Genomic DNA, 14,816 nt, shown 5'->3' on the forward strand with positions numbered 1-14,816 from the left:
GAACGAATACCCACACCCACGGAGGAACCCATGACGCTAATGGTCGACATTCGAAAGCTGAGTTTCATCAACGAAATGGCAAAGGTCGGGACGAACGGCGTCGCCGACAACATGAGTAAACTGACCGGCGAGAACGCCCAGATGGAGGTGACGAAGACGAACTTCGTCGACGTCGACGACATCGAATCACAGCTCGACGCCGGCAAACGCGTCGGCGTTCGAGTTCGACTACTCGACCCACCGCACGGGCACATCCTCATTCTCTTCCCCGAAGCGAGCGCGAAGAAGATCACGGCGATCATGCTGCGTGACGTCGTCGACGACATGGGCGACGTCTCGGGGAAGATGGCCCGAAGCGCCGTCGAGGAGATGGGGAACATGATGGCGAGTGGCTTCATCGACGGCTGGGCGGACGTCCTCGGGCGCGCGATCGATATCGCGGCCCCACAGCTCGTCTACGCACCGACAGGAGACATCGTCACCCGGACGGCCGGGCTCGGCGGCGACGATCTCGCACTGTTCTTCGACTCGGATCTGACCGTTCCGAGCTACCAGATCGAGGCCGAAATCTACGCGTTCCCCGATCTCGAGGAGTTCGTCGAAATGGTCAACGGCATCGAAGTCCAACCCGCATGAAACTCGACGTCAACGCACTTGGAACGTTCTATCGAATGGCCCGGGAAGGTGCCGGGCTCGCCGCGGGTCGACTGACCCACATGACAGAGGTCGAGACGCAGGTCGGCGTCACGAAACTCAACTTCATGCGCGGCCGCGAAATTCGGCGCGATTTCGAGGACGCAACCGAGAAAGTCGCCGTCCGCGTCAAACTCACCGGCGCCATCGAGGGCTACTCGATGGTCGTCTTCGAGCGCGAGAATGCGCTTCGAGTCGTCGAAACGCTGCTCGCGGACTCCGACTCGGAGACCGATATCGACGTCGACGCGGGCGAGTTCGACGAGATGACCCAGAGCGCCGTAACCGAAGTCGGCCACATCATGAACAGCGGGTTCATCGACGGCTGGGCCGACGTCTTAGAGACCGTTATCGACGTCTCGACGCCCGAGTTCGTCGAGGGCGTGACGGCCGAGCCCTTCTTCGGTGAGGTCGACGAGACCCCGGACGAGGACGATCTCGCCTTGCTCTTCCAGAGCAGTATCGAGACCGTCGGCACCGAAATCGGCTTCAGCCACTACCTCTTCCCGAAGCGAGAGTCGATGGCCGCACTCCTCGATCGCCTGCGGACCAGCGGCGGCATCGAGTACGACAAACTCGACGGCTTCGATCGGATGGCCGAACGTGGCGCCGAGGAGGTCGCCAAGACGGCGACGACGCTGACCGGCATCGACACCAGCGTCGAGATTCGCCGGCTGAACTTCGTCTCGCTCGAGGCGATTCCCGAGCAGGTGGCCGACGAGACGCTCGTCGGCGTTGCCTTCGAGTTCGACGGGATGCCGAGCGGCTATCTGCTCTTCCTGTTCGACGAGGAGTCCGCCCACGAGATCGTCGATGCGATGGTTCCCATGGAGGTCGACGAGGACGGCTTCGGCGAGATGGGAACGAGTGCGATCAAGGAACTGGGCAACATCATGGCGAGTGGCTTCTTGGACGGCTGGGCCAACGTTCTCGACACGACGATCGACCACTCGACGCCGGAGTTCATCCACGATATGGGTGCCGCAGCGGTCGATCCCGTGATCATCCAACTCGGCGAGAATCAGGAGTTCGCGTTCGTCTTCGACACGGTCGTGATGGCCGACGGTCGGGAGTTCGACTGTGAGGTGTACGCGATCCCCGACGAAAACGACCTCGAACGCGCGCTGAACAACCTCGACGTCGATCGGATCGAAGAGACGCCGACGACGGCGGAATTCCAGGAACTCGAGAACTCATGAAGACGTACGGATCCGAACCGGGCGCGCCAACGCCGGTCCAGGTCGGCATCTCCGAACTGGTCGTCAGCGAGGGCGACGATACACTGAAATCCTACGGGCTGGGCTCGTGTCTCGCGATCGCGCTGTACGATCCGGAGAGCGACATCGGTGGACTAGCTCACGTTATGCTGCCGGACGGCGACGCTGCCGATAACAGCGACCGGAAACCCGGCAAGTACGCCGATACGGCGATCCGTGCGCTGCTGCGACGAATGGTCGAACAGGGTGCCAGCTACACCACCGTCGAGTCAAAAATCGCCGGCGGCAGCGATATGTTCGAGTTCGAGAGCTTCGGCGACGGCGTCGGACAGCGAAACATCGTCGCCGCGAAAGCAGAGCTCGAGAAACTCGGCGTCCCACTGGTCGCCGAAGACGTCGGTGGTGAGTACGGCCGAACCGTCGAGTTTACCCCAGGAACGGGGTCCCTCGTCGTCAAGACGGCCGACGAACGCGCCGAGAACGGAGTGACGGAACTGTGACCGACGACGCGTTCGACGCCCTCCTCACGTTCGTCGAGGACGAACTGGCGTTCGCGACGAGCCACTACAACGACAGCTACCTCGATCGACGCGTCTCCTCGCGCATGCGCCGGACCCGAAGCGACACCTACGCCGACTACCTCGAATTACTGCGGGCCGATGCCGACGAACAGCAGGCCCTGCTCGAGGCGATGAGCATCAACGTCACCGGCTTCTTCCGAAACCCGGACGTCTGGGCCGGAATCCGTGAGGTTCTTCGATCGCTCACAGCAGCCAACGAGACGGTCCGCGTCTGGAGTGCGGCCTGTGCCGACGGCCGCGAACCCTACTCCGTCTCGATGCTCGCACACGACGACTCCGATATCGACGAGTCGTCCCTCCGAGTTCTCGGCACCGACATCAGCGAACCCGCACTCGAGACGGCCCGAAACGGCGTCTACGAGGAGTCCCGAACCGTCGATTTCGACGACCAGCTCTCGTTTTTGGACGACTGTACCGACTACGTCGAACAGGACGGTCGCATCTACCGGATCGCAGCCGACGTCAAACGGACCGTGGACTTCGAGCGACACGATCTGATCAACGACGATCCGAAGACGGGGTTCGATCTCGTCATCTGTCGCAACCTGTTCATCTACATCGACAACGAGTACAAAGAGCCGATGCTCCGGACGATCGCCAGATCGCTCCGGGAGGACGGCTACCTCGTCATCGGCAAGGCGGAGACGATCCCGCCGACGCTAAAATCCGCCTTTTCGGTTCGCGACGCCCGGCTTCGGATCTACCACCGAGAGCCCCTGGAAACCAACCGGCTCTCGCGGGAGCAACCGCAGTCCAACACGTGACTGTCGGTACCAGCATCGACCAACGCGGCCGCGTTCCCGCCGCTCGTGTTGGGTGATGTTCCGACTGCTGAAAGACACACGGATGCTTACATACCGCTATGCCGAATACCACCGTAGATGAGTGTACTCGATCTCGACGCGTACGTCACCCGCTCCCGGGCGCTCGTCGACTCGACCCCGCCGTCGACGCGTCGGGAAACCCGTACCTGGCTCGTCGATCCCCTCCTCGAGACGCTGGGCTGGGACGTCCACGCCGACTCCTGTGTGACCGATACGGTCGTCGACGGGACCCGTCTCGAGTACGTCTGTTCGGTCGACGGCGTGCCCGCGTTGCTCGTTGCCGTCGATTCCTTCGGTGAGTCACTCGAGAAGTCCCGCGCCGTCGCCTTACTCGAGACGATGGCGTGGACGGGGGTCGATCGAGCGATCTACACCAACGGCCGCGACTTCCTGCTGCTGGCCGGAACGACCGACGTCGAACGACTGGCCTGTCGGCTCTCCTCCCTCACCGATCACGAATCGGCCATCGCCCACTACACGCGCGACGCCGTCGGTCGGTCCCTCGAGCGACACTCCCGCGAGTTCGTCGCTCGCCAACTCGCCATCGAACGATCGAATCTGGCCGACGCGATCGTCGATGAGTTGACGGACGCTACCGAACAAGGCGACGCCTACGCGAGCGAGTTCGAGTCCGCGGCCGATCGGTTTCTCGAGCGACTCGTCGCCTCGTTCGCCGACGGGGGGTCCGGCGGTGCTGTCGCGGAACTCGACTCGGCCGGCAGCGACGACGTTTCGGTCGAGTTCTCCGATCCATCGGCTTCGGACGCCGAAGCGGACCGATCGAGCGGCGAACGCTCGACGTCGCTCGGCGAGGGATACATCCGGCGCGAACGGACCGACGAGCCCACGCCCCCGGAGGAAGTCGACGACGCACGGTCCACCGGAACGGACTCGAGTGTACCCAACGCGAGCGACTCCGACTCCGTAGCCGACACCGGAGCCAGCACGGAGTCGGACGCCGTCGACTCGGATGCGGCGCAGCCGTCCGACGAGACGGGTGACGAAACCGAGACCGAAGGTGACGGCGAGTACGTCGTCCGATTCTTCAACGACCGCGGCTCGGTCGGTGCGATCGGTCACTCGAGTGCGGATCAGGCGCTCGTCGCCACCACGGAGTACCTCTTCGAGCGCGGGCTCTCGGGCGTCACCGTCCCCTGGCATCCCGACGACGAGGACGAACGCGCCGTCCTGCACGAGTCGCCGACTCATCCCGACGGAACGCCCATGTCCGAGCCACAGCAGCTATCGAACGGGCTCTACCTCGAAACGGCCGGCGACGCGGACGAACGGGCGGCGCGCGTCGACGCGCTGGTGGCTCGAGCCGGCTTGCGGGCGATGCTTACTGGGGACTGGGAGGAGTGAGGTTGCTCGAAAAGAGTTGGAAAGACGACGCCGAGATCAGAACGTTATCTCGGCTTCGACGATCGTTACGACGAGTCGGTCGGGTTCTACGCAGTTGCCCTCATCCCAGCCGTTACTGTTGAGAGCGGATTCCCACGCAGTGTCATACTGACTGTCCGTACTGCTGGCCTCGATCGAGACCGTATCACCATCATTAACGTCAATAACAGTGGAATATCGCTCATTGACACTCATCGTAACGCCAAGTCCCTCACTGCTCTGTATCGAGTGGTCTCCGCCGGTGATACTAACCAGTGAGATTATCGCCGTTTCATCCTTGCAGGTAATCCGTGGCTGTTTGAGAACGGCACTTCCGGACTCGTCCGCACGGACGAGCCCACCTCCCTCGTAGGCGACTGAGTCGCCCCCATCGTGGTACCTAAATTCGCCTAAATTAACCGTAGAGTCGGTTCCAAGGTCGAACTGTTCGTATTCGTCCTCAAGTTGCTCATCGCCAATCTCGATATCGATTGCCGTCCCGTCACCGCTCGTCGTCACCGTTCCCTCACGCATCGAAATCTCACCGTAGCGCTGATCGACGCCGCTGTAGCGCAACACGTCGTTGAAGTTGTCCGAAAGAGCGTCCATCGCGCGCTCGGCATTTGTGAGCTGTTCGTTCTCCTGATAGTCGTGCATCGCCTGGAAGCCGACGGTGTACAACAGCCCGACCGAGACGAGGATCATGCCGAAGACGAGCACGAACGCGACCACTTCGGAGACAGCACGGTCGTCGAATCGCGTCTTCGGACTCGAGTCGACTCGCCGATCGATCATCGGTCACCACCGGCGAGCGTGATCCCGTCGTCACTATCGTACGTAATTTCGACCGATCCACCGGTCACCGAAGTTTCACTCTCGATTCTATCGTCATCGATCGCGACCGGAACGTGAACCGTAACGTCGACATCGTATGAGGTCAATTTCACACACGGATTCGAGTCGTCGAGAAGCGGAGCCTCCTCGCAGGTTGTTCCCTGAAGTAACTCGATGGTATATTGGGAGTTCGCAATCGTCCGCGGGTGGTCGGCGACGATCGTCGCAGTATCCTCGTCCTTGTCCTCGTCTACGATCCGGTCGACGTTGTCGATTTCGCCGGCGAGCCGTTCGCCCACGGTCTCGAGCGAGGTTTCGGTCGATCGCTCCGTTTGCGAATCCAGCATCGCATTACCTGCCAGTAACAGCATCGCGATGAGAATCGTCGTGATGGCGATCGTCAGGACGTGCGTGAGCGCGACGGACATCCCGCGGTCGGTCTCCCGTGCTGGACCGATCATGATGGACACCCAGCTTCGATCGTCCGTTCCTGTTCGTAGCTGAGATCAGTTGAGTCGTACGTTATATCGACTGTCGCATTTTCTTCGGGATAGATATTATCTTCGGTGACATCGATATGTACTGCTGTTGGACTCGAATGAGCTGTCGAATTCTGGTACGTTCCCGCAAATGCCGTAATGTTCTCTTCGACTTGGCTACTGTTCCCTTCTGTCTTCTCAAGGACGCAACCGATCCCCTGCGTAATCTCGAGTTCGGTCTTCTCTGCAGTGCTCGCACTCTGACCCGTATCGGCCGACGAAAGCGTCTCGGTGTAGAGTACGCCGTTGAAGATGACGACGACACCGAGGATGATGAACGCAAGCGTGATCGCCCCAATAAGGATTACTTGACCTCGATCCCGCTGCTCACCACCGCCTGGACGTGTATGCTCTTGCTCTCGCATTCGGTCAACTACCATACGGAAACTCGCACCTCCACAACGTTGTACACGTTACTCGAATCGTCCAGAGCAGTGACCGGATAGTTGGACGTATTCCGGAGTTCAGTGTCATCATTTTCAGAGTATGTAAGCTCGTCGTCCTCAAATAGTGTCACAGTATAACTTGCTGTCACCGATTCAGATTCTCCCTGGTAGACGAGGTCCTCACTTTCATACGCATTTTCGCTCTCGTTCCAGTAGACCAGTTCGACGTTGTAGCTCTGGCCACTCGACGTGAACCGGTCCGAGAGGATTTCACCAAGAGTGAACTCGTAGAACACTGATTCGTCGGATCCGTCGTAGTGGTCACCACTGTCCGTATCGGGCCACTCATCGTTTTCTTCGTCATAGTGTCGAATCATCTCTGAAAGGTTGCCATCCTCTGCTGCAATCACCAGTGCGTCTTCCGCCTCCTGTTGCATCTGTGCCTCAACCGTCCGATCCGCCAGCCCGCCGGTCGTCGGCGTAATGACGATCGACTGTAGCGCGAACAGAAGCGCCATCAGAACGATCATCGCGCTGATGAATCCCTCGAGGGTGTAGGCCTGTCCACGATCGGTTGTAGTGTTGTCTCGCATGATATCACCAAATCCGTACGACGAGTCGGCACGCTGGATCACAGTCATCAGGGCCGTCTTCGACCGTCACGATCCGAGCCGAACTAGCCGCCGACTGGTCGTCGTACTCAGGCCCGAAGCCCTTGACCGTCGTACTCTCGTTGAGCGGTTGGAGGCTCACGTTCACCCGTTGGATGGGATCTCCATCTTGGTTCGTACGGAGGCCCAATGCCTTGGAGACGTTATGATCATCATCGTAATTTTCCAACTGATTGCCGTCGATCTCGTTTGCTGTTCCATCGGAGAGATTGTGCACGAGCCGATCCGCAACCCGATCAGCCTGTGCCGTCTGCCCGCCGCTGGTCGACGAGTCGAACGGCGTCAACATCGTCGGGAGAAACGAGAAGACGAACGCGACGGCGAGGATGAACACGCCAATCCCGACGATAAAGTCCTGCGTGGTCTGGCCGCGGTCACGCAGCGAGAGCGACACCGTCCGCGAGCGGCGGCCTCGTCCGTTTCGAGGTCGATCTCGAGTCATCTTAGGCCACCAGTGTCCAGCCGACCAAAGCAATCGTCGCCAGTCCGACGGCGTATTTCAGGCCGCTCAGGATGTCGGCGTCCCGGATGTAGCCGCAGATGAACCCGGAGATGATCGCCTGCATGGTGACGGCGTGGAAGAACAACACCGCCAGCATGTCGACCTGAATGTTCTCGCTCAGGTCGGCATCCGCGAGTTCACCACCGCCAGCACCACCAGCATCTGCGGTGTCGGCATCTCCGCTGCCGGCTTCCAGTCCCGCCATCGTATCGATGAACTGCGTCTTGAGGATCGCGATCACCGCGAGGACGGTCAGGAACGTCATGATGATGATCACGACCTGCATTCGGGTCCGGGACTTGCGTTCCCGTTCGATATCGTCGTGATTCTCGCTGGCGCGTGCGGCCGTTCGGAGCACGTCCGAGATCTGGTTCGACGCCTCTTGGGCTTCGGTGATCAGGCGAGTCGTCCGGGCGAGTCGGGGGATGTGGTACTTGTTGTTGAACTCGAGGAGCGCGTCTTTCAGGCTCGTTCCGTAGTTGACCTTCGTGTGCATCATCTCGAACTCACGGGCCAGTTTACCGCTCGTCGTGTCGGAGACGGCCTTGAGCGACTCGAGCAGCGTCAGTCCGGTGTCGTTCGAACTCGAGAGCTTGCGCAGGTCCTCGGACAGCTGACTGACGACGGCGTTTCGGTGGCGAACGTTCCACTCGCGGAAGACCGCAAGCGGGATCGCCATGACGTACAGCGGGACGTAGATGTAGAGGAACGTCCCCCAGATTGGATTGTCGAGGAGTTGCTCCCACGAGAGCGGTGCCGAGCCGTTCATCATGGCGGTCGCGATGATCACGAGCGACGCCGGCAGCGTCAACGCGAGCGTGAACAGGGGGTTATCCCGGAAGAAGATGTGTGGCTTCTGGAGGACCTCCATCGTCTCGTACGTTCCCTCCCGATTCTTGATGCGGTCGAAGACGCTGTGTTCGCCCGTGAACTGCTCGACGAGACCGAGGTTGAGCAGCCCCTGATCGCGCGGGGTCTCGATGCGTCGGTCGTTACCGCCCATCGAGAGGTAGCCGTCACCCGGTTCGTCGTGTTTGACCGTCGAAACAAGCACCAGAAAGCCGATCCCGGTCAGCGGAATGAGACCGTAGACGGTCATATACAGCATCTGGTTCGAGACCTCCGCATCGGGAATCATCTGCATGACGACCATGATGATGATCAAGAGCAGCGGGAACAGCGACAGCGTCATGTACATCTCGCCGAACAGTTCGAGGGTCTCGAGCGTGAGCTCCTGTTCCTGCTTGGCGGTTCGCATGTGCTTTTCCTTTTTGTCCTCGAGGAAGCTTTCCATGTCACCGCCGCTGTTGACGATCGAGAGCATGTCCGTCAGAAACTGGGAGAGTTCGTCGCTGGGCGTCTCGAGCGCCTGTGTTCGGATCGCCGTTCGGTAGTCGACGTCGAAGTACTCGGTCTCCTTGACGATGCTCTGGAACTCCTTTGCGACTTCGCCGTAGGTGTCGTCGGCCTCTGCCATCGCCTCGATGATTTCGAGCTGGTTGAGTCCGCCGACCGACAGCGCGTACATGAACGAGACCGAGTCGGTCATCAGCATGTTGATCTCGCGCTTGCGGGCAGATGCGCGGGAGTACGGAATCGCAACTAACGAGCCAAAACCGAGGGCGAAGCCGATCGAGCCGAAGACGAGTCCGGTGACGAAGACGAGCGCCGGCACCCGAAGCAGTTCGATGAGTTCGAGGATCGCCTCGCTGCTGACCGGGAATCCGAGAATGTTATCGACCTGGATGAGACCGGTCGCGAAGAGGGCGTATCCAAGGAGCAGTCCGAGCAGCCACAGTGCCAGCCCGCTAATGAAGCCGATTCCGAGCGCTCGAGAGAGGTACAGTTCGACCGTATCGGTCATCCGAGCCTGTGCGAGCTTCGTCTCGACGTCGGTGACGAACTCGCTGTCCTCGCTGAACAGCCAGTCGTACAGGGGGTAGAACGTATCACCCAGGACGTCGGAGCTACCCGATACGCCACCGGAGCCCCCGCCGCCGGTTTGGAGGCTCATGAGTCCGTCTCCTCGCTATCGTCGAACAGCGATCCATCGTCGCCGTCGTCTTCGTTCTCGTCCCCGTCGGTGTCGTTGGGGCCCTTGAAGATCGAATCGGCCGTCTCAGTTTGTTCAGTGTCGCCGAACAGCGATCCATCGTCGCCGTCGTCCGGAACGTCGCCATCGTCGTCGGCAAAAATCGGATCGGCGTCGTTTCCGAAGATCGATTCCGATTGCTCGACGTCGTCGGCGTCCGGTTCGCCGGGCGAGTTTGCCGCTGGTTCGTCGGCTACATCGCGAGATTCGTCATCCAGCGATTCGGAAGGGCGGTCGTCGTCTTCCGACGTCGCTGCGTTTGGCTCGCTGTCGACGATACTTTGCGGACCGTCACCGGTGTCACCACCGGACTCGATCCCGTCGCGCCCCGTCTCGTTGACGCTCGCTTCCTGCTCGTCTGCCAGCGGCTCGTCACTGCGGCTGCCATCATCGGCCCGTGCCGTGTCGGGTTCGCTCGACTCCTCGGACTCGTCTGTCCGTTCCGGCGTTTCGTCCGCCGACGGCACGTCCAGTTCGATCGTCGGTGCCTCGACGCTCTCCGCGTCTTCCGGTACCGACTCCGAGTCGTCGCTCGCCGCCAGCGTCGAGTCGTCGTCCGTTTCTGCCGCTGTGGCGTCGTCAGCGGTCTCGATCTGGTCGCTGAAGTCGCCTGCTACGTCGTCGGACGCCTCGGGATCGAAGATCGACTCGAGATCGCCCTCGGGGAACATCGAGTCGAAGTCCGAGGTGTCGGAGGTCGACTCCGACATGGCTTCGGTCGCTGCCGGCGACGTCTCACCGGCGTCGAGCCGATCGATCGTCTCATCCATGTCGTCGAACAGCCCGCCCATATCACCGTCTTCGGGGTCGTCGGTGGGGAGGACTGTCATCTCCTCGCCGGACTGTGACGCGGCCGGCGTGGATTCGGCTCCGGCACTCGTCGCCGGGGCGGGTGGCGTTTCGGCTTCCGCCGGCTCCTGACTACCCGTGTCGAGTCCGCCCGTTTCCGTACTCCGATCGGCGGGACTCGCGGACGAACTCCCACCGGAATCGGCGGCCGTCGCTTCGGTGGCCGTCCCGCCGGTGGCACTCGCGCCTCCGTCCTCCGACCCGATATCGAAGCCGGTGTCGTCACTGAGCCACGCCGGTTCGGTCTCTCCCTCTTGCGATCCGGCTCCGAACCCGCTCGAGCCGTCGCCGAGTTCCCACTCGTCGTCTCCGATGGTCTCGTCGACCTCGCCGGCGAACTCGAACTCGTCGGCGTCGGCGCGGTCGACCTCGATCGGGTCCGCCTCCTCGACCTCGCCGAGCGAACTCGCGAGTCCGCTCGGTACCTTGCCGCGGTACTCCTCGAACAGCGACTCCTCGGCGCGCTCGAGAATGTCCATCGAGAGGTTGTACGTCTCGTCGCTCGCGTCCGGGCGGGGAACGAGTTCTTCCTTTTCGGGGTCGACGTCGATCAGGACGCTCTCCATCTCCCGGAGGTCCTCGAGACTGTCCTCGAGTTGGCCGTTCGCGATGAGTGTCAGGATCGTGTCCGGGTCGTTGATGAACGCCTGGGCGGTCGCTGCGACCTCTGCGTACGTGTTCAGCCCGTTCTTGATGAGGTAGGCGAGGATGACCTCGCGTTTGAACAGCTCCTCCTCGAGTTTCTCGTTGCTCCAGCCGCGGTCGAACTGGATCTCGTCTAAGGTGTTCGAGTCCCCCATCTTGAGGTACTCGTCGGTCTCGGCCTGCCACTGGTAGACGTCCTGGACGTTGATCTCGTCGTGTTCGGCCTCGTAGTGGTTGATCTCCGTGAGGGATTTGTTTCGTCGAACCTTCCGGCCCTGAACCCGGGTCTGGGTCTGGATCGACACCAGGTCCAGCGCGGTGAACATCGTCTTCGAGACGTTGATCGGGTCCGTCGTGAACCGTTTGAGAACTTCGTCGACGGAGTCCGCGTGGAAGGTGGTGTAGGTGGTGTGACCCGTCGACATGACCTGGAAGAGGGTTCGACCCTCCTCACCACGGATCTCACCCATCACGATGTAGTCGGGCCGCTGACGCAGTGCGGCTTCCAGCAGGTCGAACTCGTCGACGTCACCCTGCTCGTCGTCGGCGAACGAGGGGCGAGTGACGCTCGCGATCCAGTTCCGCTGGGGAAGCTCGACCTCGCGGGTGTCCTCGATGGAGACGATCTTCGCGCTCGAGGGGATGAACAGCGAGACCGCGTTCAACGAGGTGGTCTTCCCGGACGCGGTACCGCCCGCGAAGATCAGGCTCTTGTGGTTCTCGATGCAGAGCCAGAGGAACGCCATCTCGTCCAGACTGAACGTGTTCCAGTTGATGAGGTCGATCGGCGTGAACGGAACGTCCTTGAACTGGCGGATGGTGTAGTTGGTCCCGTGGTCGGAGACCTCCTTGCCCAGGGTTAACTGCGCACGCGAGCCGTCGGGCAGCGTCGCGTCGACTTGCGGAAGTCGCTTACTGATACCCTTGCCCGAGCGCTGGGCGAGTTTGACGACGAAGTCGTCGAGTTCGTCCTCGCCGTGGTAGATGTTCGAGATGATCTGCTCGTACTCGGAGTGGTAGACGAAGACCGGGGAGTTGTAGCCGTCGACGGAGATGTCCTCCACGTTGATGTCGTGTTTGATGCCGTCGATGCGCTCGTAGCCGATGAAGTTCCGTTTGAGCTGGTAGAGCAGCTTCTCGACCTGGTACTCGTTTAACGTGTCCGGATCGTCCGCGAGAATAGCCGGCTCCGGTCGAACCTCGATCCCCTCGAGCTGTGTCGGCCCCGACGCTTCCTCAGCTTCCTCGTCGCTGTCGAGTAAGTTCTGGAGCGTCTCGAGGATGCCCTCCTGTGTGCTCCCGGAGGTCTTCTCGAAGAGGTCGTACCGTTTCAGCAGGCGTCGCGTCTCGTCTTCGATGACGACCCGTCGGCCGTCCTCGGTCGCTTTCTCCTTGATTCCATCTTCGGAGTACTTGATCGCCGTCCTGAGTTTGCCCGAGAGGAACTCCTGCAGTTCGATCTCGATCTCGTTCAGGTACGGCTCGATCATGTAGTACTTCTTCTCGTTTTCCTTCTCCGAGTGGAAGATGACGACGTACGCGTAGGGTTTGTTGACCCAGTAGCGTTCGACCTCACGGAAGTGAGTCTTCTTGTCCATCGGAACAGCCTTCTCGAGGTCGTAGCGGTTGGAGACGGTGGTGTTTCCGTCGGCCGTCGAGAAGAACTCGTCTTCGTCGATATCGTCCTGAATGTTGACGGTCCGCTCCTCGACGAGTTCGTCCAGTTCCATCGCGACTTCGTCACCGGCGAACAGCCGCTGCTCTAACGTGTCGGGGTCGAACCCGAGCGCTTCCTCCTCGTCGTGACGGACGATCTCGCCGTCGCTGTCACGCGGCCGGGAGCCGTCGTCTTCGTAGTAGTACTCCCACTTGTAGTGCTCCCACGTCCAGACGTCTTTGGTGACCGGCGTCGTCTCCGGATCGACGTAGTCGAGAAACGTCTCCTGAAGCGCGTCGGCGTTGTCGCCCGCGACTGGCAGCAGAGTCGATCGGAGATCGTCCGGATGAAAGCCGAGATAGGTCGCGGGATCGAACTCGACCCGATCCCAGTCGTCCCCGGTTGGGACCGAGTGTCGGGCCGATTCGTCGGTGTCGAGCCCCAGTTGGTCGTCGCCCGTCGGTTCGTCGGGATACAGCGTCGAAATCTCGTCGCCGTACCCGTACTCGTCCATGAACGTTTCCCACGTGTACTCGCCGACGTGAGCGCCGGGACTCGAATCCGAGTCCGTGCCCGGCGCGTGAGACCGGTTGTCCGCCGACCCGGAGTCGGATGCCTCCTCATCAGAAAAGTCCCCGGCATCCGACTGGTCGGCCTCGTCAATAGCCATTGTCGTCACCCAAACGCTTACCCTTCAAAAAATTCATCCACACATTACCACTTCTGATAACTCCGCGTACAAGGCTGCGTACCCGTCGTATTGCTACGTGTTTATTTGTTGCCATTCTTACAGTCACAGTACGAACACTCCGGTTGATTACCCCTACTTGTCTAACGATACTATTTATAATGTTGGACGAAATTATCAGTCGAGTCGATCCGAGCGTACGATCGAGCCATCCCTGACTGGTACAACGAGTGCGCCGGGGAGAACAAATATGCGGTCAGCACCAGTATCGATCGACCGATGACCACCACGCCGCAACAGGCTCGATCGGCCGAGGATTCCCGTCGAAGCGCGCCCACCCGACACGACGGAACGGATTCGTCGTCCGAACGGGTGATCTCGCGATGACCGAGCAGTTCAGCCTCGAAGGACAGGTTGCCATCGTCACTGGCGGTGGACGCGGTATCGGCCGGGCTATCGCACTCGGTCTCGCCGATGCCGGGGCCGCGGTGGTCCCGTCGGCGCGCTCGGCCGACGAAATCGAGGGTGTTGCCGACGAAATCGAAGCCAACGGCGGCGATGCACTGGCCGTTCCCGCGGACGTGACCGACTCGGACGCGGTTACCGACGTGATCGAGCGGGCCGACGACGTGTTCGGCGGCATCGACGTCGTCGTCAACAACGCCGGATTCAACCCCGGCGACGCGCTCGGCCGGCCCGAGGACGTCGCCACCGAAAGCCTCGACCGCGTTCTCGACGTCAACCTCAACGGTGCCTACGAGGTGACCGCCGCGGCGGCCGACCATCTCCACGAGAGCGACGGCGGGTCGGTGATCAACGTCGCGAGCGTCGGCGGTCTCGTCGGTCTCCCCCGACAACACCCCTACGTCGCCTCGAAACACGGCCTCGTCGGCCTCACGAAAAGCCTCTCTCTCGACTGGGCGCCCGAGGTCAGGGTCAACGCCGTCGCACCGGGGTACGTCTCGACGGAGCTGACCGAAGAGCTCGAGTCGAACGACCGTCTCAGACAGTCGATCATCGATCGAACGCCATTGGACCGGTTCGCCGAGCCCGACGAGATCGCCGGCCCGGTCGTCTTCCTCGCCAGCGACGCGGCGAGCTACGTGACGGGCTCGTGTCTCGCGGTCGACGGCGGCTGGACGTCCCGGTAGTCTGCAGACCAACCCCTGTACGGGGACTCTCTTCCATCAGTAGTCCTCACGGCAGTGTCTGAAACCAATGTATTCTTTCACGCGGTATACCTGAGTTATTATAAATA

General features: G+C 61.1%; 13 protein-coding genes. 6 read left to right on the forward strand and 7 right to left on the reverse strand.

Annotated features, from left to right (window positions below):
• Positions 1 to 30 precede the first annotated feature (30 nt).
• The 5 genes from BLT08_RS08320 (at position 31) to BLT08_RS08340 (ending at position 4,677) form a co-directional block, all read left to right on the forward strand.
• Positions 31 to 636 (forward strand): chemotaxis protein CheC, encoded by a 606-nt coding sequence (locus BLT08_RS08320; protein WP_090304844.1) that lies wholly within the window; start codon positions 31 to 33, stop codon positions 634 to 636.
• Entirely contained in the window at positions 633 to 1,892 is a 1,260-nt protein-coding gene (locus tag BLT08_RS08325) for a chemotaxis protein CheC (protein WP_090304846.1), read from the forward strand. Before BLT08_RS08320 ends, BLT08_RS08325 begins: the two co-directional genes overlap by 4 nt.
• Positions 1,889 to 2,410 (forward strand): chemotaxis protein CheD, encoded by a 522-nt coding sequence (locus BLT08_RS08330; RefSeq protein WP_090304848.1) that lies wholly within the window; start codon positions 1,889 to 1,891, stop codon positions 2,408 to 2,410. Before BLT08_RS08325 ends, BLT08_RS08330 begins: the two co-directional genes overlap by 4 nt.
• Complete coding sequence (locus BLT08_RS08335; protein ID WP_090304850.1) at positions 2,407 to 3,255, forward strand: CheR family methyltransferase; 849 nt, start codon at positions 2,407 to 2,409, stop codon at positions 3,253 to 3,255. Before BLT08_RS08330 ends, BLT08_RS08335 begins: the two co-directional genes overlap by 4 nt.
• Positions 3,256 to 3,372: 117 nt before the next feature.
• Positions 3,373 to 4,677, forward strand: coding sequence for a hypothetical protein (locus tag BLT08_RS08340; RefSeq protein ID WP_090304852.1), 1,305 nt, complete (start codon positions 3,373 to 3,375; stop codon positions 4,675 to 4,677).
• 36 nt (positions 4,678 to 4,713) lie between these two features.
• Here the strand turns inward: BLT08_RS08340 and BLT08_RS08345 are convergent, their stop codons facing one another.
• Genes BLT08_RS08345 through BLT08_RS08375 form a run of 7 tightly spaced genes read right to left on the reverse strand, consistent with a single transcriptional unit; the run spans position 4,714 to position 13,540 of the window.
• Positions 4,714 to 5,490: a DUF7289 family protein gene (locus BLT08_RS08345; RefSeq protein ID WP_090304854.1), complete on the reverse strand. Its 777-nt coding sequence runs from the start codon at positions 5,488 to 5,490 to the stop codon at positions 4,714 to 4,716.
• On the reverse strand, positions 5,487 to 5,990 hold the full coding sequence (locus tag BLT08_RS08350) for a DUF7266 family protein (RefSeq protein ID WP_090304856.1): 504 nt from the start codon (positions 5,988 to 5,990) through the stop codon (positions 5,487 to 5,489). Before BLT08_RS08350 ends, BLT08_RS08345 begins: the two co-directional genes overlap by 4 nt.
• A complete protein-coding gene (locus tag BLT08_RS08355) occupies positions 5,987 to 6,448 on the reverse strand; it encodes a hypothetical protein (protein ID WP_245724179.1) in 462 nt (153 codons plus the stop codon). Before BLT08_RS08355 ends, BLT08_RS08350 begins: the two co-directional genes overlap by 4 nt.
• Entirely contained in the window at positions 6,442 to 7,047 is a 606-nt protein-coding gene (locus BLT08_RS08360; RefSeq protein WP_090304858.1) for a DUF7288 family protein, read from the reverse strand. The genes BLT08_RS08355 and BLT08_RS08360 overlap by 7 nt, the downstream gene beginning before the upstream one ends.
• A gap of 4 nt (positions 7,048 to 7,051) precedes the next feature.
• Positions 7,052 to 7,567 carry a DUF7287 family protein gene (locus BLT08_RS08365; RefSeq protein ID WP_175529264.1) on the reverse strand — a complete coding sequence of 172 codons (516 nt, stop codon included), beginning with the start codon at positions 7,565 to 7,567 and terminating at the stop codon, positions 7,052 to 7,054.
• A gap of 1 nt (position 7,568) precedes the next feature.
• Complete coding sequence (locus tag BLT08_RS08370; RefSeq protein WP_090304861.1) at positions 7,569 to 9,641, reverse strand: type II secretion system F family protein; 2,073 nt, start codon at positions 9,639 to 9,641, stop codon at positions 7,569 to 7,571.
• On the reverse strand, positions 9,638 to 13,540 hold the full coding sequence (locus tag BLT08_RS08375; protein WP_090304863.1) for an ATPase, T2SS/T4P/T4SS family: 3,903 nt from the start codon (positions 13,538 to 13,540) through the stop codon (positions 9,638 to 9,640). The genes BLT08_RS08370 and BLT08_RS08375 overlap by 4 nt, the downstream gene beginning before the upstream one ends.
• Positions 13,541 to 13,941: 401 nt before the next feature.
• On the opposite strand from BLT08_RS08375, the gene BLT08_RS08380 reads away from it, so the two are divergent.
• A complete protein-coding gene (locus tag BLT08_RS08380; RefSeq protein ID WP_090304865.1) occupies positions 13,942 to 14,709 on the forward strand; it encodes an SDR family NAD(P)-dependent oxidoreductase in 768 nt (255 codons plus the stop codon).
• The last annotated feature ends 107 nt before the right edge of the window (positions 14,710 to 14,816 follow it).

The sequence above is a fragment of the Natronorubrum texcoconense genome, from assembly GCF_900100335.1.
Classification (GTDB): domain Archaea; phylum Halobacteriota; class Halobacteria; order Halobacteriales; family Natrialbaceae; genus Natronorubrum; species Natronorubrum texcoconense.